Source organism: Salmonella enterica subsp. enterica serovar Typhimurium str. LT2 (assembly GCF_000006945.2).
GTDB classification, from domain to species: domain Bacteria; phylum Pseudomonadota; class Gammaproteobacteria; order Enterobacterales; family Enterobacteriaceae; genus Salmonella; species Salmonella enterica.
Genome location: NC_003197.2, coordinates 3551936 through 3570307 on the forward strand (window position 1 = coordinate 3551936; position 18372 = coordinate 3570307).

12 protein-coding genes, 1 tRNA gene, 3 rRNA genes and 13 other annotated features are annotated in these 18372 nt (G+C 50.7%); of the genes, 11 read left to right on the top strand and 5 right to left on the bottom strand.

The window, feature by feature from the left end:
• The first annotated feature begins 93 nt into the window (after positions 1-93).
• Positions 94-99, top strand: a ribosome-binding site (putative RBS for yhdT; RegulonDB:STMS1H003391).
• The 8 genes from yhdT to STM3388 all read left to right on the top strand — a co-directional run bounded on the left by yhdT (position 94) and on the right by STM3388 (position 8097).
• Positions 94-348 (top strand): putative inner membrane protein gene (gene yhdT / locus STM3381; protein ID NP_462291.1). Within the gene, positions 106-348 belong to an annotated coding region; the region does not span the whole gene. (Overlaps the previous feature by 6 nt.)
• Positions 325-330, top strand: a ribosome-binding site (putative RBS for panF; RegulonDB:STMS1H003392). Its footprint overlaps the gene before it by 6 nt.
• Positions 325-1789 (top strand): SSS family sodium/pantothenate symporter gene (gene panF, locus STM3382; protein ID NP_462292.1). Within the gene, positions 338-1789 belong to an annotated coding region; the region does not span the whole gene. The genes yhdT and panF overlap by 24 nt, the downstream gene beginning before the upstream one ends.
• 11 nt (positions 1790-1800) lie before the next feature.
• Entirely contained in the window at positions 1801-2682 is an 882-nt protein-coding gene (prmA, locus tag STM3383) for a methylation of 50S ribosomal subunit protein L11 (RefSeq protein NP_462293.1), read from the top strand.
• A gap of 551 nt (positions 2683-3233) precedes the next feature.
• Positions 3234-3242 (top strand) — a -35 signal (putative -35_signal for yhdG; RegulonDB:STMLTH004590).
• Positions 3234-4308 (top strand): possibly dehydrogenase gene (gene yhdG, locus STM3384; protein ID NP_462294.1). Within the gene, positions 3343-4308 belong to an annotated coding region; the region does not span the whole gene. It overlaps the preceding feature by 9 nt.
• Positions 3260-3276: a protein binding site (putative binding site for FIS, RegulonDB: STMS1H000148), on the top strand. (Overlaps the previous gene by 17 nt.)
• Positions 3261-3269 (top strand) — a -10 signal (putative -10_signal for yhdG; RegulonDB:STMLTH004590). It overlaps the preceding feature by 9 nt.
• Positions 3325-3330, top strand: a ribosome-binding site (putative RBS for yhdG; RegulonDB:STMS1H003393).
• 18 nt (positions 4309-4326) lie before the next feature.
• Positions 4327-4332 (top strand) — a ribosome-binding site (putative RBS for fis; RegulonDB:STMS1H003394).
• Positions 4327-4630, top strand: a protein-coding gene (gene fis / locus STM3385; protein NP_462295.1) for a site-specific DNA inversion stimulation factor. Within the gene, positions 4334-4630 belong to an annotated coding region; the region does not span the whole gene. It overlaps the preceding feature by 6 nt.
• A gap of 72 nt (positions 4631-4702) precedes the next feature.
• Positions 4703-4708 (top strand) — a ribosome-binding site (putative RBS for yhdJ; RegulonDB:STMS1H003395).
• Positions 4703-5600 (top strand): putative methyltransferase gene (gene yhdJ, locus STM3386; protein NP_462296.1). Within the gene, positions 4716-5600 belong to an annotated coding region; the region does not span the whole gene. Its footprint overlaps the feature before it by 6 nt.
• Before the next feature lie 70 nt (positions 5601-5670).
• Positions 5671-5676, top strand: a ribosome-binding site (putative RBS for yhdU; RegulonDB:STMS1H003396).
• The gene (gene yhdU, locus STM3387) for a putative periplasmic protein (protein NP_462297.1) occupies positions 5671-5847 on the top strand. Within the gene, positions 5683-5847 belong to an annotated coding region; the region does not span the whole gene. (Overlaps the previous feature by 6 nt.)
• 150 nt (positions 5848-5997) lie before the next feature.
• Positions 5998-8097, top strand: coding sequence for a putative membrane domain protein involved in signal transduction (locus STM3388; RefSeq protein NP_462298.1), 2100 nt, complete (start codon positions 5998-6000; stop codon positions 8095-8097).
• 2 nt (positions 8098-8099) lie between these two features.
• Here the strand turns inward: STM3388 and envR are convergent.
• The gene (gene envR / locus STM3389; protein ID NP_462299.1) for a transcriptional repressor for envCD (acrEF) occupies positions 8100-8777 on the bottom strand. Within the gene, positions 8100-8762 belong to an annotated coding region; the region does not span the whole gene.
• Positions 8772-8777 (bottom strand) — a ribosome-binding site (putative RBS for envR; RegulonDB:STMS1H003397). (Overlaps the previous gene by 6 nt.)
• 387 nt (positions 8778-9164) lie before the next feature.
• Positions 9165-9170: a ribosome-binding site (putative RBS for acrE; RegulonDB:STMS1H003398), on the top strand.
• On the opposite strand from envR, the gene acrE reads away from it, so the two are divergent.
• From acrE to yhdV, 3 genes are all read left to right on the top strand, one after another.
• The gene (gene acrE / locus STM3390; RefSeq protein ID NP_462300.1) for a transmembrane protein affecting septum formation and cell membrane permeability occupies positions 9165-10333 on the top strand. Within the gene, positions 9176-10333 belong to an annotated coding region; the region does not span the whole gene. It overlaps the preceding feature by 6 nt.
• Positions 10332-10337 (top strand) — a ribosome-binding site (putative RBS for acrF; RegulonDB:STMS1H003399). (Overlaps the previous gene by 2 nt.)
• Positions 10332-13458, top strand: a protein-coding gene (gene acrF / locus STM3391; RefSeq protein ID NP_462301.1) for an RND family multidrug transport protein. Within the gene, positions 10345-13458 belong to an annotated coding region; the region does not span the whole gene. Its footprint overlaps the feature before it by 6 nt. The genes acrE and acrF overlap by 2 nt, the downstream gene beginning before the upstream one ends.
• A gap of 224 nt (positions 13459-13682) precedes the next feature.
• Positions 13683-13688, top strand: a ribosome-binding site (putative RBS for yhdV; RegulonDB:STMS1H003400).
• The gene (yhdV, locus tag STM3392) for a putative outer membrane lipoprotein (protein ID NP_462302.1) occupies positions 13683-13915 on the top strand. Within the gene, positions 13694-13915 belong to an annotated coding region; the region does not span the whole gene. Its footprint overlaps the feature before it by 6 nt.
• 778 nt (positions 13916-14693) lie before the next feature.
• Here yhdV and rrfF read toward each other — a convergent pair.
• The 4 genes from rrfF to rrlD all read right to left on the bottom strand — a co-directional run bounded on the left by rrfF (position 14694) and on the right by rrlD (position 18143).
• Positions 14694-14815, bottom strand: a 5S ribosomal RNA gene (gene rrfF, locus STM3393).
• Between the two features lie 40 nt (positions 14816-14855).
• A tRNA-Thr gene (gene thrV, locus STM3394) sits at positions 14856-14928 on the bottom strand.
• A 10-nt stretch (positions 14929-14938) separates the two neighbouring features.
• Positions 14939-15060, bottom strand: an rRNA gene (gene rrfD, locus STM3395).
• A gap of 89 nt (positions 15061-15149) precedes the next feature.
• Positions 15150-18143 (bottom strand): 23S ribosomal RNA (rrlD, locus tag STM3396).
• Positions 18144-18372 lie beyond the last annotated feature (229 nt).

An 18372-nucleotide genomic window follows, 5' to 3' on the forward strand; every position in this document is an offset into this window, starting at 1 on the left:
CACGTTAATCTCAAAAGGCCGGTGAATCCGGCCTTTTTTATTTCTGGGGATAGCGATGCCCCATCATGTACAATTCCCGCTTTCTTCACCCATAAGGGACAAAAAATGGACGCTCGTTTTGTTCAGGCCCATAAAGAGGCGCGCTGGGCGCTGTGGCTGACCCTTTGCTATCTGGCGGCATGGTTAGTGGCTGCTTACTTACCTGGAGACTCGCCGGGAATCACCGGTCTGCCGCACTGGTTCGAGATGGCCTGCTTATTGACGCCGCTGGTCTTTATTTTGCTGTGCTGGGCGATGGTGAAATTCATTTATCGCGATATTTCGCTGGAGGATGACGATGCAGCTTGAGGTCATTCTACCGCTGGTAGCCTATCTGGTCGTGGTCTTCGGGGTCTCGATTTACGCTATGCGCAAGCGTACCGCCGGCACCTTTTTAAACGAATATTTTCTTGGCAGCCGTTCGATGGGCGGGATCGTGCTCGCGATGACGCTTACCGCCACCTATATTAGCGCCAGTTCATTTATCGGCGGTCCCGGCGCGGCTTATAAATACGGTCTGGGCTGGGTCTTGCTGGCGATGATCCAGCTTCCCGCCGTCTGGCTTTCACTGGGTATTCTGGGTAAAAAATTCGCTATCCTGGCGCGTCGCTATAATGCCGTCACGCTTAACGATATGCTATTCGCTCGTTACCAAAGCCGCCTGCTGGTGTGGTTGGCAAGCCTGAGTTTATTGGTCGCGTTTATTGGCGCAATGACCGTACAATTTATCGGCGGCGCGCGACTGCTGGAAACCGCGGCGGGAATTCCCTACGAAACCGGCCTGCTAATATTTGGCGTCAGTATCGCACTCTATACGGCGTTTGGCGGCTTTCGCGCCAGCGTACTTAACGATACGCTACAGGGCCTGGTGATGCTGGTCGGCACGATAGTGCTGCTGGTGGGCGTGATCCATGCGGCGGGCGGTCTAAGTCAGGCCGTTGACACGCTGCACGCTCTCGACCCCAAACTGGTAACGCCGCAGGGCGCCGATGACATACTTTCTCCCGCCTTTATGACCTCTTTTTGGGTACTGGTCTGTTTTGGTGTGATTGGCCTGCCGCATACGGCGGTGCGCTGCATCTCCTATAAAGACAGTAAAGCGGTACACCGGGGCATTATTATCGGTACGATTGTCGTGGCGATTTTAATGTTCGGGATGCACCTTGCCGGCGCGCTGGGTCGCGCGGTGCTTCCGGATCTGACGGTGCCGGATCTGGTGATCCCAACGCTAATGGTGAAAGTTTTGCCGCCGTTTGCCGCCGGGATCTTCCTCGCTGCGCCAATGGCGGCGATCATGTCAACAATTAACGCCCAACTGCTGCAAAGTTCCGCGACGATCATTAAAGATCTCTATCTCAACCTGCGCCCCGATCAGATGCAAAATGAGATCCGGCTGAAGCGTATGTCGGCAGCGATTACATTACTGCTAGGCGCGCTGTTGCTGCTGGCCGCATGGAAACCGCCAGAGATGATCATTTGGCTCAACCTGCTGGCGTTTGGCGGCCTGGAAGCGGTGTTCTTATGGCCGCTGGTATTGGGCCTTTACTGGGAGCGGGCAAACGCGGCAGGCGCATTAAGCGCCATGATCGTGGGCGGCGTGCTATATGCCCTGCTTGCCACATTTAATATTCAGTACCTGGGCTTTCATCCGATTGTGCCCGCGTTACTGTTAAGTTTATTGGCTTTTCTGATCGGAAACCGATTCGGCTCTTCCGCTTCGCAAGCCACCGTATTGTCTACTGATAAATAAAGAGTTTTGCCATGCCATGGATCCAATTGAAACTGAATACCACCGGCGCGAATGCTGAAGAGCTGAGTGATGCGCTGATGGAAGCGGGCGCCGTTTCCATTACCTTTCAGGATACGCACGATACGCCGGTTTTTGAGCCGTTGCCGGGCGAAACCCGTCTGTGGGGCGATACCGATGTGATCGGTCTGTTCGACGCCGAAACCGACATGAAAGACGTTGTCGCGATTCTGGAGCAACATCCGCTGCTGGGTGCCGGATTTGCCCATAAAATCGAACAACTGGAAGATAAAGACTGGGAACGCGAATGGATGGATAATTTCCATCCGATGCGTTTTGGCGAGCGTCTGTGGATTTGTCCCAGCTGGCGTGACATTCCGGACGAGAATGCCGTCAACGTGATGCTCGACCCGGGACTGGCGTTCGGTACGGGTACGCACCCCACCACCTCTTTATGTCTGCAATGGCTGGACGGGCTCGATCTCAACGGCAAAACCGTGATCGACTTTGGCTGCGGTTCAGGCATTCTAGCGATTGCCGCGCTGAAACTGGGAGCGGCAAAGGCGATTGGTATTGATATCGATCCGCAAGCTATTCAGGCCAGTCGCGATAATGCTGAACGCAACGGCGTGTCTGACCGGCTGGAGCTGTACCTGCCGAAAGACCAGCCAGAAGCCATGAAAGCCGACGTGGTCGTCGCTAACATCCTGGCAGGCCCATTACGCGAACTGGCCCCGTTAATCAGCGTACTGCCCGTTGAGGGCGGTCTGCTGGGGCTTTCAGGTATTCTCGCCAGCCAGGCGGAAAGCGTCTGCGATGCTTACGCCGAGCTTTTCACTCTCGACCCGGTCGTCGAAAAAGAAGAATGGTGCCGCATTACTGGCCGTAAGAAATAATTCTTGTCAGCGTGGTCGCCCGGCCACGCTTTTCTCCACACAACTGCCTTAACGCCTTTCAGGCACCGAGACATCATTAAATTCATCAAATGAATGCCTGAAATAACTTCTTTGTCACTATCCGTCTGGATAAACAGCTGCTACCAGCGGACAAAAGATACTGGCGTTTTAACGGGTCGCAGCCATCGCCCTCGTACTTAGTAATGCTGTCCGGGTTGTTCTGCAGCATCCGCTAACCCTCTCTTCAGCGCAGCTGGAAAAATTTATCCGTGCCATTCATGAACACAAAAGCGCATCTGTGCGCCCCCTTCCGACTGGCAATGGAGAAAAATCACGCGCAGCGGGAAGTGATCTTGTCCTGAAACGAGACGGCGATCCCATTCATTTGGGGTAATTAGCTTATAAAAAAAGCAGATTATTCCGCTTATCTTGTTTCTGGACGAAGAAATAGAGAGAAGTTACGGGAATTTGTAAGCGCGTACAAAACCGCCGACAATAAATAACCCTATGATTTTAATGAATTATAAATTTATTTTGCTGTTTTTAAGCACGATTCATTGATCTACAACAGTGGATTGTTCAAAGTTTGGCCTTTCATCTCGTGCAAAAAATGCGTAATATACGCCGCCTTGCAGTCACAGTATGGTCATTTCTTAACTCATGCGCATCGGACAATATCAGCTCAGAAATCGCCTGATCGCAGCGCCCATGGCTGGCATTACTGACAGACCTTTCCGGACGCTGTGCTATGAGATGGGAGCAGGATTGACAGTATCCGAGATGATGTCTTCTAACCCGCAAGTGTGGGAAAGCGATAAATCTCGTTTACGGATGGTGCACGTTGATGAGCCAGGAATTCGCACGGTGCAAATTGCCGGTAGCGACCCTGTTGAGATGGCCGATGCCGCACGTATTAACGTGGAAAGCGGCGCCCAGATTATTGATATCAATATGGGGTGCCCGGCGAAGAAAGTGAATCGTAAGCTGGCAGGTTCAGCCCTCTTGCAGTACCCGGATTTAGTGAAGTCTATACTCATCGGGGTCGTAAACGCAGTGGACGTTCCTGTGACTCTCAAGATTCGCACCGGCTGGGCGCCGGAACACCGTAACTGCGTAGAGATTGCCCAACTGGCTGAAGATTGTGGTATTCAGGCTCTGACCATCCATGGCCGCACCCGCGCCTGTTTGTTCAACGGAGAAGCTGAATACGACAGTATTCGGGCAGTTAAGCAGAAAGTTTCCATTCCGATTATCGCGAATGGCGACATTACTAACCCGCATAAAGCCAGAGCTGTTCTCGACTATACAGGGGCGGATGCCCTGATGATAGGCCGCGCAGCTCAGGGAAGACCCTGGATCTTTCGGGAAATCCAGCATTATCTGGACACTGGGGAGCTGCTTCCGCCGCTGCCGCTGGCAGAGGTAAAGCGCTTGCTTTGCACGCATGTTCGGGAACTGCATGACTTTTACGGTCAGGCAAAAGGGTACCGAATCGCGCGTAAACACGTCTCCTGGTATCTCCAGGAGCACGCTCCAGACGACCAGTTTCGGCGCACATTCAACGCTATTGAGGACGCCAGCGAACAGCTGGAGGCGTTGGAGGCATACTTCGAAAATTTTGCGTAAACAGAAATAAAGAGCTGACAGAACTATGTTCGAACAACGCGTAAATTCTGACGTACTGACCGTTTCTACCGTTAACTCTCAGGATCAGGTAACCCAAAAACCCCTGCGTGACTCGGTTAAACAGGCACTGAAGAACTATTTTGCTCAACTGAATGGTCAGGACGTTAATGACCTGTATGAGCTGGTACTGGCTGAAGTAGAACAGCCCCTGTTGGACATGGTGATGCAATACACCCGTGGTAACCAGACCCGTGCTGCTCTGATGATGGGCATCAACCGTGGTACGCTGCGTAAAAAATTAAAAAAATACGGCATGAACTAATTTCGATTAGCTAACTGCTTGTTTAAAAAGGCGCTACTCGGCATGGGGAAGCGCCTTTTTTATACGCATCACATGGAATTTGGTCATGAAAGCGGAATGTGAACCTCAGTACTTTGGCGATGAATCGAAGAAGATTATTCACGGTGACGCGCTAACAGAACTTAAAAAACTGCCTTCTGAAAGCATTGACTTAATTTTTGCCGATCCGCCTTACAATATCGGAAAAGATTTCGACGGTATGGTGGAGTCCTGGGACGAAGCGTCTTTTCTGGCCTGGCTGTATGAATGCATTGATGAGTGCCACCGCGTACTGAAGAAACACGGCACCATGTACATCATGAATAGCACAGAAAATATGCCGTATATCGATCTCAAATGCCGAACGCTTTTTACCATCAAAAGCCGTATCGTCTGGTCCTATGATAGTTCCGGGGTGCAGGCGAAAAAATACTTTGGTTCTATGTATGAACCGATCCTGATGATGGTAAAAAACCCGAAAAGCTATACCTTTAACCGTGATGCGATTCTGGTCGAAACCACTACGGGCGCTAAGCGCGCGCTAATCGATTATCGAAAAAACCCGCCCCAACCATACAATCAGAAAAAAGTGCCGGGCAACGTCTGGTCATTTCCTCGCGTACGTTATCTGATGGATGAATATGAAAACCATCCTACGCAAAAGCCCAGCGCGCTGTTAAAACGGATCATACTGGCCTCTTCTAACCCGAGCGATACCGTATTGGACCCTTTCGCGGGCAGTTTCACCACAGGCGCTGTCGCAGCGGCGTCAGGTCGTAAGTTTATCGGTATTGAACTCAATAATGAGTACGTAAAAATGGGGCTCAGAAGATTGAGCGTCACTTCGCATTATTCAGAAAATGAACTTGCAAAAGTCAAAAAGAGAAAAACACAAAACCTGTCCAAAAAGCAGCGAAATGTCGGGATAAACGCGCTATCTTCAGAGAAGTAAAAGCATTGTAAGTCCGCTTTTCAGCGTCAAAATTTCATGTATATTCCCAGCACGCATGGGCATGAATACACAGGATTTGACGATGATACGTAAGTATTGGTGGCTGGTTGTTTTTGCCGTCTCCGTTTTTCTTTTTGATGCGCTTTTGATGCAATGGATCGAATTGATGGCAACTGAACAGGATAAGTGCCGAAACATGGATTCGGTTAACCCTCTCAAATTGATCAATTGTACCGATCTGGAGTAGCGAACCGGGCGATTTAACCTATGATTATTTATCACCCGGATTTCTTTTATCCCTTATAAAAACAGGGAATTAAAACACGTTGAGGATAAAAGAAGGGGTGATACTGTCTCGTCCTGTTCTTTTCCTGCATAACCAATGAGCTAATGATACATGCCGGTTAGTGAGTACAACCACATCCTTGTGGCGGTTTCATTTGCTGTCGCTATTTTTGCGTCCTATACCGCATTAAATATGGCCGGACGCGTAGCCGGAAGCGCCCGATCAAACGCCAGAATATGGCTAATGGGCGGCGGCTTCGCGCTGGGCGTCGGTATTTGGGCGATGCATTTTGTCGGGATGCTGGCGATGGATCACGCGATGAACATGCGCTTCGATCCGTTCCTCACCGGCCTCTCCATGCTGATCGCGATCGGCTCCTCCCTGTTTGCGCTATGGCTGGTCAGCGCTGAAAAACTGCGCCTGCGCCGTTTACTGCCGGGCGCGCTGGTGATGGGACTGGGCATCAGCGCAATGCATTATACCGGGATGGCGGCGCTGCAATTTGCTTCCATTATCGTCTGGAATAGCGCGTGGGTTGCCCTCTCTATCATTATCGCGCTACTGGCGTCCTGCGGCGCGCTGTGGCTCACGTTCCGCCTGCGTCATGAGGGAACAGATGTCGCCCTGAGGCGAGCAGGCGCCGCGGTATTAATGGGGATAGCTATCGCCGGCATGCATTACGCCGGCATGAAGGCCGCACACTTTCCCCAAAACTGGCCGATGGAGCATCGTGGCGTCGATAGCAACTGGCTGGCTGTTCTTGTCAGCGTGGTCGCGCTGACTATCCTGGGTATTACTCTGCTGGTTTCTTTATTTGACGCCCGGCTTCAGGCCCGTACCGCACTACTTGCCTCTTCGCTGGCGCAGGCGAACCAGGAACTGGCGCAGTTGGCGCTGCATGATACGCTCACCCGTTTACCAAACCGGGTGCTTCTTGAGGATCGTCTGGAACAGGCCATCAGCAAAGCGAATCGGGAAAACACGTCTTTCGCGCTACTGTTTATGGATCTGGATGGCTTTAAAACCGTTAATGACGCTTATGGTCATGATATCGGCGATAAGCTACTGGTAGCGGTCACGCATCGTCTGAACCAACCGCTGAGCGGGCAGTTTACCCTGGCGCGGATTGGCGGCGACGAATTTGTGCTGCTTGCAGAAGTCAGCGCGCCTGACGAAGCGGCTTCCCTTGCCAGCGCGCTGGTACATTCGATAGATGCGCCCTTTACAATAGATCCGTACGAACTGGTCGTCACCCTTAGCGTGGGAATAGCGCTCTATCCGCTGGACGGAAAAAACGAACGGGAACTGATGTTCAACGCCGATGCCGCAATGTACCACACGAAACATACGGGGCGTAACGGATACCATTTCTTTCAGCCATCAATGAATATGCTGGCGCAAACCCAACTTCAGCTAATGAATGACCTGTGGCTGGCGCTGGAAAGACAAGAGCTCAGGCTAGTGTATCAGCCTAAATTTCAGGCTCCTGCCGGCCCTATTGTAGGATTTGAGGCCCTGTTGCGCTGGTATCATCCAAAACAAGGCGTACTGAATCCTGACCAGTTTTTACCGCTGGCGGAAAAAACGGGTCTTATCGTCACTATCGGTAGCTGGGTGATAGACGAGGCGTGTCGACAGCTCCGCGAGTGGCACTTACAGGGATACGACTTATGGTCAGTGGCGGTAAATCTGTCCGCCTTACAATTTGAGCAGCCCGGGCTTGTGGACACCATTACGCGGAGCCTGGCCCGACACAGTATCCGTCCCGATTTATTGATTCTGGAAATCACCGAAACCACGGCGATGAACAAGCCAGAGCAAAGCGTCGCTATACTCACCAGATTAACGGAAATGGGGGTTAAGGCCTCTATTGACGACTTTGGCACCGGTTATTCCAGCCTTCTCTATCTGAAACGTCTTCCGGCGTGCGAACTAAAAATTGATCGCGCTTTCGTACATGAACTCAGCGAGGCAGGCGACGGCGCGACCATTGTTGCGGCTATTGTCGCGCTGGCGAAAGCGTTAAATCTGCAAATTGTGGCAGAAGGGGTAGAGAATGAAACGCAGCAACAATTTTTGACCCAGTTAGGATGCCATACGCTTCAGGGGTTCCTGCTTGGCAAGCCGCGTACGGCAGAGGAAATTGCTCGCGATATTCGGGATCCTGCCAATATATTCACAAGGTCAATATATAATATCAACTCAAAATAATCTCAGGCTTCTTCCGCCTGTTGTTCATTTGGCATTAATTGCCTCACACTGCCATCCGGGCTTAGCATTTTTAATACATTATCGACTAATGCAGGCGCCTGCTTATAAAGATCATAACTTGTGGGATTCATTAACCAGTTTTTTACTATTCCGCTAAAACTACCATGCAGAATAATTAATATGACATCCAGATCAAGACTGCCTGAGATCAGTTTTTTATCCATACATCGCTGTAATACTTCAAGCAGCGACTGATGATGGAAACCCATCTTCTCCCGAATGGCCTGTTCCGATATCATACCATTATGGAATTCACATTTATGATATAAAATCTGCATTAATGCCTGCTGACGAGGCACTGCCGCAATATATTGTAAGGCTGCAATAAATTTCTCTCGTAGATCCTGTAAAGGATTATCATTCCAGCATCCCGTAAGCCTATCCTGAATAAGTTCGCGTAAAGGTGGTTGCTGTAACCAAACCTCATTAAACAACTGCGTTTTATTCTCAAAGTGCCAGTAGATGGCGCCCCGCGTGACATCAGCGGCATCAGCGATATCATTCAACGTCGTGTTGGCAACGCCGCGCAAAGCGAACTGCGCAATAGCGGTTTCAATCAAATGTTGCCGCGTTTTAAGCGCATCCGCCTTCGTTTTCTTCGCCATAATTAAGATATCCTGGACCATAAAAACGATAAATACGCTGATAAAATACTCAGCACAAAAAACAACTTTATCATGTCCTTTTTAGTCAGACGAGAGACAGCTATTTTTATTTCGCACAATATCGCCAAATCAATAATAAAAACAAATAAATTAATAAAACACATTCATATAAAATATATATTTCTATTTATGTTATTCAACATCATGATTTTACTAATCGGGACATTATGAAACGACAGGGAATAGTTCTTTTTTTTTGCTTTTATGTGCCGTGAACCCCATCCCAAAATAAGTATTGCTTACATCACAAGCTAATAATTTGTAGGATACCCCACTGCTATTCTATTTTTCGCGCGTTAACGCCTTACCGTTATCCGGTGAATAACGAGCTTTCGGTTTTTTAAGGAACAGTAATGACGAAACATGCCAGGTTTTCACTCCTGCCCTCATTCATCATATTCTCTGCTGCGCTGCTGGCCGGTTGTAATGACCAGGGAGATACCCAGGCTCATGCCGGCGAGCCGCAAGTCACCGTCCATGTGGTCGAAACAGCGCCGCTAGCCGTAACGACCGAACTTCCCGGACGTACGTCCGCATTTCGCATTGCGGAGGTTCGCCCCCAGGTGAGCGGGATCGTGCTTAAAAGAAACTTCACCGAAGGTAGCGATGTAGAGGCCGGGCAGTCGCTCTATCAGATCGATCCTGCCACTTATCAGGCTGATTATGACAGCGCTAAAGGCGAACTTGCTAAAAGCGAAGCGGCTGCGGCTATCGCGCACCTGACGGTCAAACGCTATGTTCCACTGGTCGGCACAAAATATATCAGCCAACAGGAATATGATCAGGCGATTGCCGACGCCCGCCAGGCCGATGCCGCCGTTGTGGCGGCAAAAGCCGCTGTTGAAAGCGCGCGTATTAACCTTGCGTATACCAAAGTCACCTCACCCATCAGCGGGCGTATAGGAAAATCTAATGTGACTGAAGGCGCGCTGGTGACTAATGGTCAGTCAACTGAACTGGCTACCGTGCAACAACTCGATCCGATTTATGTCGACGTGACGCAATCAAGCAACGACTTTATGCGACTCAAGCAATCCGTCGAACAAGGTAACCTGCATAAAGACAGCGCCAGTAGCACGGTTCAACTGGTAATGGAAAATGGTCAGGTCTACCCGATTAAAGGCACGCTGCAATTTTCCGACGTTACCGTAGATGAAAGCACCGGCTCTATCACGCTCAGGGCGGTGTTCCCTAACCCGCAACACAGTCTGCTTCCCGGTATGTTTGTTCGCGCCCGCATTGATGAAGGCGTCCAGCCCAATGCCATCCTTGTCCCCCAGCAGGGCGTAACCCGCACGCCGCGCGGCGACGCAATGGTGATGGTGGTTAACGATAAAAGCCAGGTCGAAGCCCGCAATGTCGTGGCGGCGCAGGCTATTGGCGATAAATGGCTCATCAGCGAAGGGTTAAAACCGGGCGATAAGGTCATCGTCAGCGGCTTACAAAAAGCGCGACCGGGCGTCCAGGTGAAAGCCACTACCGATGCTCCTGCAGCGAAAACGGCGCAATAAGGTAACCGTACATGGCAAACTTTTTTATTAGACGTCCTATTTTCGCCTGGGTTCTGGCCATTATCCTGATGATGGCTGGCGCACTGGCAATAATGCAACTTCCCGTTGCGCAGTATCCAACCATTGCGCCGCCAGCGGTTTCTATTTCTGCAACCTATCCTGGCGCGGATGCGCAGACGGTACAGGATACGGTTACTCAGGTTATCGAACAAAATATGAACGGTATCGATAACCTGATGTATATGTCCTCTACCAGCGACTCTGCTGGTAGCGTGACCATCACCCTGACCTTCCAGTCCGGAACCGATCCGGATATCGCGCAGGTTCAGGTGCAAAATAAATTGCAGCTCGCCACGCCTTTACTGCCGCAAGAAGTCCAGCAGCAGGGGATTAGCGTTGAAAAATCCAGCAGCAGCTTTTTGATGGTCGCCGGGTTCGTCTCAGATAATCCGAACACTACCCAGGACGACATCTCTGACTATGTCGCCTCTAACATTAAGGATTCTATCAGCCGTCTGAATGGTGTGGGCGACGTTCAGCTATTTGGCGCACAGTACGCCATGCGTATCTGGCTGGATGCGAATCTGCTAAATAAATACCAGCTCACGCCAGTTGACGTCATCAACCAGTTAAAAGTACAGAACGACCAGATTGCGGCAGGCCAACTGGGCGGCACGCCAGCATTACCGGGCCAGCAGCTTAACGCCTCAATCATCGCCCAAACGCGTCTGAAAGATCCGGAAGAGTTCGGCAAAGTTACGTTGCGCGTCAATACCGACGGCTCTGTCGTCCATCTCAAAGATGTCGCGCGTATTGAGCTTGGCGGTGAAAACTATAACGTTGTAGCGCGCATTAACGGTAAACCGGCCTCCGGTCTCGGTATTAAACTGGCGACCGGCGCTAACGCGCTGGATACCGCAACCGCAATCAAAGTGAAACTGGCGGAGCTGCAGCCTTTCTTCCCTCAGGGAATGAAGGTGGTTTATCCTTATGACACAACGCCCTTCGTAAAAATATCTATCCACGAAGTGGTAAAAACGCTGTTTGAAGCGATTATTCTGGTGTTCCTGGTAATGTATCTGTTCTTACAGAATATCCGGGCAACCCTGATTCCTACCATCGCTGTTCCTGTCGTGTTGCTAGGCACTTTTGCGGTACTCGCCGCCTTTGGCTATTCCATCAATACCCTGACGATGTTTGGTATGGTACTGGCGATAGGGCTGTTGGTTGACGATGCGATAGTGGTCGTAGAAAACGTTGAACGTGTAATGATGGAGGATAACCTTTCTCCCCGAGAGGCGACGGAAAAATCCATGTCGCAGATTCAGGGAGCGCTGGTTGGTATCGCGATGGTACTGTCTGCGGTATTTATCCCGATGGCCTTTTTTGGCGGCTCGACCGGGGCAATTTATCGCCAGTTCTCTATTACTATTGTTTCAGCAATGGCGCTATCCGTTCTGGTTGCGTTGATTCTGACGCCAGCACTGTGCGCTACGCTGCTTAAACCCGTATCTGCTGAACATCACGAGAAAAAAAGCGGCTTCTTTGGCTGGTTCAATACCAGGTTTGACCACAGCGTTAACCACTATACTAACAGCGTAAGCGGCATCGTGCGTAATACGGGTCGCTATCTCATTATCTATCTACTTATTGTAGTCGGAATGGCGGTTCTGTTTTTACGCCTCCCGACCTCCTTCCTGCCGGAAGAAGATCAGGGAGTATTCCTGACCATGATTCAGCTCCCCTCTGGCGCTACGCAAGAACGTACGCAGAAAGTGCTGGATCAAGTCACTCATTACTACCTGAATAATGAAAAAGCGAACGTCGAAAGCGTGTTTACCGTAAACGGCTTTAGCTTTAGCGGTCAGGGACAAAACTCAGGGATGGCATTTGTCAGCCTTAAACCCTGGGAAGAGCGTAACGGTGAAGAAAATAGCGTCGAAGCCGTTATCGCCAGAGCGACACGCGCCTTTAGCCAGATTCGCGACGGGTTGGTGTTCCCCTTCAACATGCCGGCAATTGTCGAGTTAGGTACCGCAACAGGTTTCGACTTCGAACTGATTGATCAGGGAGGACTCGGTCACGATGCGTTAACAAAAGCGCGTAATCAACTCCTGGGTATGGTCGCGAAGCATCCTGATCTATTAGTGCGCGTACGCCCGAACGGGCTGGAAGACACGCCACAGTTCAAGCTGGATGTCGATCAAGAAAAAGCGCAGGCGCTCGGCGTTTCGCTGTCTGATATCAACGAAACCATCTCCGCGGCGTTGGGCGGCTATTACGTTAACGACTTTATCGATCGCGGACGAGTGAAAAAAGTATACGTTCAGGCTGACGCTCAGTTCCGTATGCTGCCGGGAGATATCAACAATCTTTATGTTCGCAGCGCTAATGGCGAGATGGTGCCCTTCTCTACCTTTAGCTCAGCACGGTGGATTTATGGTTCGCCACGCCTGGAACGCTATAACGGGATGCCGTCAATGGAACTGCTCGGCGAAGCAGCACCCGGACGAAGCACCGGTGAAGCCATGTCGTTAATGGAAAACCTGGCTTCACAGCTACCAAACGGTATTGGCTATGACTGGACAGGTATGTCGTATCAGGAACGGTTGTCAGGTAACCAGGCGCCGGCGCTGTACGCAATCTCACTCATTGTCGTTTTCCTCTGCCTTGCCGCTCTGTATGAAAGCTGGTCAATTCCGTTCTCGGTAATGCTGGTCGTACCGCTCGGCGTGGTTGGCGCTCTGCTTGCAGCGTCATTGCGCGGTCTGAACAATGACGTTTACTTCCAGGTTGGCTTGTTAACCACTATTGGCCTTTCTGCTAAAAACGCCATCCTGATTGTCGAGTTCGCCAAAGATCTCATGGAAAAAGAAGGACGTGGATTGATTGAAGCGACGCTGGAAGCATCCCGTATGCGTTTACGTCCTATTCTAATGACCTCGCTGGCCTTTATTCTCGGGGTAATGCCGTTAGTTATCAGTCGTGGCGCAGGTAGTGGTGCACAGAACGCAGTAGGCACAGGGGTTATGGGGGGAATGTTAACCGCAACCTTATTAGCTATCTTCTTCGTGCCGGTATTCTTCGTTGTTGTAAAACGCCGATTTAATCGCCATCATGATTAACCGGTAAACAGAGGCGTCTTCGGACGCCTTTTTAAACGGTACGTCTTTATCTCCGCTATTCCCCCTCTCCGCTTACCTCTGCATTCTCCATAGTTTTTACAATTCACATGAATTGAGATGATTCCTCATGTCGGCCATTTTTTCTGTGGTGGTAAAATAACTCTCGTTTTCGCAGCGGTTAGAGCCAGCATTACGTTGCTGTACTTCGCGAAACGCTGATTAATGAGGTAACACCATGAAAAGACTAATTCCAGTTGCATTGCTTACCACCTTATTGGCAGGTTGTGCACATGATTCTCCCTGCGTACCGGTTTATGACGATCAAGGGCGGCTGGTTCATACCAATACATGTATGAAAGGTACAACGCAGGATAACTGGGAGACAGCAGGCGCTATTGCTGGCGGCGCTGCGGCGGTAGCAGGGTTGACGATGGGTATCATTGCGCTTTCTAAATGATACATGCAGGCGCGGCAATGCCGCGCTTTCAGTAATAATATAAAGGTCGTAAGGATACTCAGCGACGTAATCTGTTCAGCCTGTCCCCCGAAAGTTAACACGATAAAACGCTCTCTTTTCTTACTCGCCCATCCCGATGGTATTTATTCTATTCCTTGTCCGATGCAGACAAAATTATAGCTTGATAGCATCGTAAGCCGCATTACAAACAGGCTTTATACAGTAAGACTTAGAGCGTGATCATTAGGCGTAATTATTACAGACAGTCTGGATATAAACCGGAACATACACGTAATACATGAGGATTTTGAGCACTGTCCCTAGGCCAAACTGGCAAATAAAATAGCCTAATGGGCCAGATTTTTAGTCCTCAGCGAATATCTCTATTGCTTATTAGAGGCGTAAGTAAAAGCCGTTTGTACATCTACTTCAGCACGGTTCACATTCGATGGTTCAGGCGGATATATGGTGGGAAATCACGTTGACTAAAACGGTTTTTATCCACTCTACGAAGATGTTTAAAACGCGTCGGCGTCATTATCCGATAACTTTTTCCATAGAGAGATAAATGCAAAAAGGCCCAGTCTTTCGATTGGGCCCTTTGCTTTATTTGATGTCTGGCAGTTTATGGCGGGCGTCCTGCCCGCCACCCTACGGGCCGTTGCTGCGCAACGTTCAAATCCGCTCCCGGCGGATTTGTCCTCCTCAGGAGACTACTCACCGACAAACAACAGATAAAACAAAAGGCCCAGTCTTTCGACTGAGCCTTTTGTTTTATTTGATGTCTGGCAGTTCCCTACTCTCGCATGGGGAGACCCCACACTACCATCGGCGCTACGGCGTTTCACTTCTGAGTTCGGCATGGGGTCAGGTGGGACCACCGCGCTACTGCCGCCAGACAAATTCTTTTTCAAATACCGAACTTTAACCGTATTAAGTGGTGCTGATACCCAGAGTCGAACTGGGGACCTCACCCTTACCAAGGGTGCGCTCTACCAACTGAGCCATATCAGCACACTAAATTTGATGCCTGGCAGTTCCCTACTCTCGCATGGGGAGACCCCACACTACCATCGGCGCTACGGCGTTTCACTTCTGAGTTCGGCATGGGGTCAGGTGGGACCACCGCGCTAGTGCCGCCAGGCAAATTCTGTTATCAGACCGTTTTTACGTTCTGATGTAATCTGAATCAGTGCTGAAAATCTTCTCTTAACCGCCAAAACATCTTCGGCGTTGTAAGGTTAAGCCTCACGGTTCATTAGTACCGGTTAGCTCAACGCATCGCTGCGCTTACACACCCGGCCTATCAACGTCGTCGTCTTCAACGTTCCTTCAGGAGACTCTAAGTCTCAGGGAGAACTCATCTCGGGGCAAGTTTCGTGCTTAGATGCTTTCAGCACTTATCTCTTCCGCATTTAGCTACCGGGCAGTGCCATTGGCATGACAACCCGAACACCAGTGATGCGTCCACTCCGGTCCTCTCGTACTAGGAGCAGCCCCCCTCAGTTCTCCAGCGCCCACGGCAGATAGGGACCGAACTGTCTCACGACGTTCTAAACCCAGCTCGCGTACCACTTTAAATGGCGAACAGCCATACCCTTGGGACCTACTTCAGCCCCAGGATGTGATGAGCCGACATCGAGGTGCCAAACACCGCCGTCGATATGAACTCTTGGGCGGTATCAGCCTGTTATCCCCGGAGTACCTTTTATCCGTTGAGCGATGGCCCTTCCATTCAGAACCACCGGATCACTATGACCTGCTTTCGCACCTGCTCGCGCCGTCACGCTCGCAGTCAAGCTGGCTTATGCCATTGCACTAACCTCCTGATGTCCGACCAGGATTAGCCAACCTTCGTGCTCCTCCGTTACTCTTTAGGAGGAGACCGCCCCAGTCAAACTACCCACCAGACACTGTCCGCAACCCGGATTACGGGTCCACGTTAGAACATCAAACATTAAAGGGTGGTATTTCAAGGTCGGCTCCATGCAGACTGGCGTCCACACTTCAAAGCCTCCCACCTATCCTACACATCAAGGCTCAATGTTCAGTGTCAAGCTATAGTAAAGGTTCACGGGGTCTTTCCGTCTTGCCGCGGGTACACTGCATCTTCACAGCGAGTTCAATTTCACTGAGTCTCGGGTGGAGACAGCCTGGCCATCATTACGCCATTCGTGCAGGTCGGAACTTACCCGACAAGGAATTTCGCTACCTTAGGACCGTTATAGTTACGGCCGCCGTTTACCGGGGCTTCGATCAGGAGCTTCGCTTGCGCTGACCCCATCAATTAACCTTCCGGCACCGGGCAGGCGTCACACCGTATACGTCCACTTTCGTGTTTGCACAGTGCTGTGTTTTTAATAAACAGTTGCAGCCAGCTGGTATCTTCGACTGACTTCAGCTCCATGAGTAAATCACTTCACCTACGTGTCAGCGTGCCTTCTCCCGAAGTTACGGCACCATTTTGCCTAGTTCCTTCACCCGAGTTCTCTCAAGCGCCTTGGTATTCTCTACCTGACCACCTGTGTCGGTTTGGGGTACGATTTGATGTTACCTGATGCTTAGAGGCTTTTCCTGGAAGCAGGGCATTTGTTGCTTCAGCACCGTAGTGCCTCGTCGTCACGCCTCAGTGTTAAAGTGAACCGGATTTACCTGGAACACACACCTACACGCTTAAACCGGGACAACCGTCGCCCGGCCAACATAGCCTTCTCCGTCCCCCCTTCGCAGTAACACCAAGTACGGGAATATTAACCCGTTTCCCATCGACTACGCCTTTCGGCCTCGCCTTAGGGGTCGACTCACCCTGCCCCGATTAACGTTGGACAGGAACCCTTGGTCTTCCGGCGAGCGGGCTTTTCACCCGCTTTATCGTTACTTATGTCAGCATTCGCACTTCTGATACCTCCAGCATGCCTCACGACACACCTTCACAGGCTTACAGAACGCTCCCCTACCCAACGAACGTATCCCTAAGCCAACTCGACTTTAATGAACGCTTTGACGTCGCTTCGCTCCGTCAATCGTCAACTCCGTAAAGTTGTCTTGGGTGATACGTTCGCTGCCGCAGCTTCGGTGCATGGTTTAGCCCCGTTACATCTTCCGCGCAGGCCGACTCGACCAGTGAGCTATTACGCTTTCTTTAAATGATGGCTGCTTCTAAGCCAACATCCTGGCTGTCTGGGCCTTCCCACATCGTTTCCCACTTAACCATGACTTTGGGACCTTAGCTGGCGGTCTGGGTTGTTTCCCTCTTCACGACGGACGTTAGCACCCGCCGTGTGTCTCCCGTGATAACATTCTCCGGTATTCGCAGTTTGCATCGGGTTGGTAAGCCGGGATGGCCCCCTAGCCGAAACAGTGCTCTACCCCCGGAGATGAATTCACGAGGCGCTACCTAAATAGCTTTCGGGGAGAACCAGCTATCTCCCGGTTTGATTGGCCTTTCACCCCCAGCCACAGGTCATCCGCTAATTTTTCAACATTAGTCGGTTCGGTCCTCCAGTTAGTGTTACCCAACCTTCAACCTGCCCATGGCTAGATCACCGGGTTTCGGGTCTATACCCTGCAACTTAACGCCCGGTTAAGACTCGGTTTCCCTACGGCTCCCCTATACGGTTAACCTTGCTACAGAATATAAGTCGCTGACCCATTATACAAAAGGTACGCAGTCACACAGGTAAACCTGTGCTCCCACTGCTTGTACGTACACGGTTTCAGGTTCTTTTTCACTCCCCTCGCCGGGGTTCTTTTCGCCTTTCCCTCACGGTACTGGTTCACTATCGGTCAGTCAGGAGTATTTAGCCTTGGAGGATGGTCCCCCCATATTCAGACAGGATACCACGTGTCCCGCCCTACTCATCGAGCTCACAGCACATGCGCTTTTGTGTACGGGGCTGTCACCCTGTATCGCGCACCTTTCCAGACGCTTCCACTAACACACATGCTGATTCAGGCTCTGGGCTCCTCCCCGTTCGCTCGCCGCTACTGGGGGAATCTCGGTTGATTTCTTTTCCTCGGGGTACTTAGATGTTTCAGTTCCCCCGGTTCGCCTCATTAACCTATGGATTCAGTTAATGATAGTGTGACGAATCACACTGGGTTTCCCCATTCGGGTATCGCCGGTTATAACGGTTCATATCACCTTACCGGCGCTTATCGCAGATTAGCACGCCCTTCATCGCCTCTGACTGCCAGGGCATCCACCGTGTACGCTTAGTCGCTTAACCTCACAACCCGAAGATGTTTCTTACGATTCATCATCGTGTTGCGAAAATTTGAGAGACTCACGAACAACTTTCGTTGTTCTGTGTTTCAATTTTCAGCTTGATCCAGATTTTTAAAGAGCAAATATCTCAAACGTGACTCGTAAGTCAGTTTTGAGATATTAAGGCAGGTGACTTTCACTCACAAACCAGCAAGTGGCGTCCCCTGGAGGTTTGACCTCATCAGTTTGA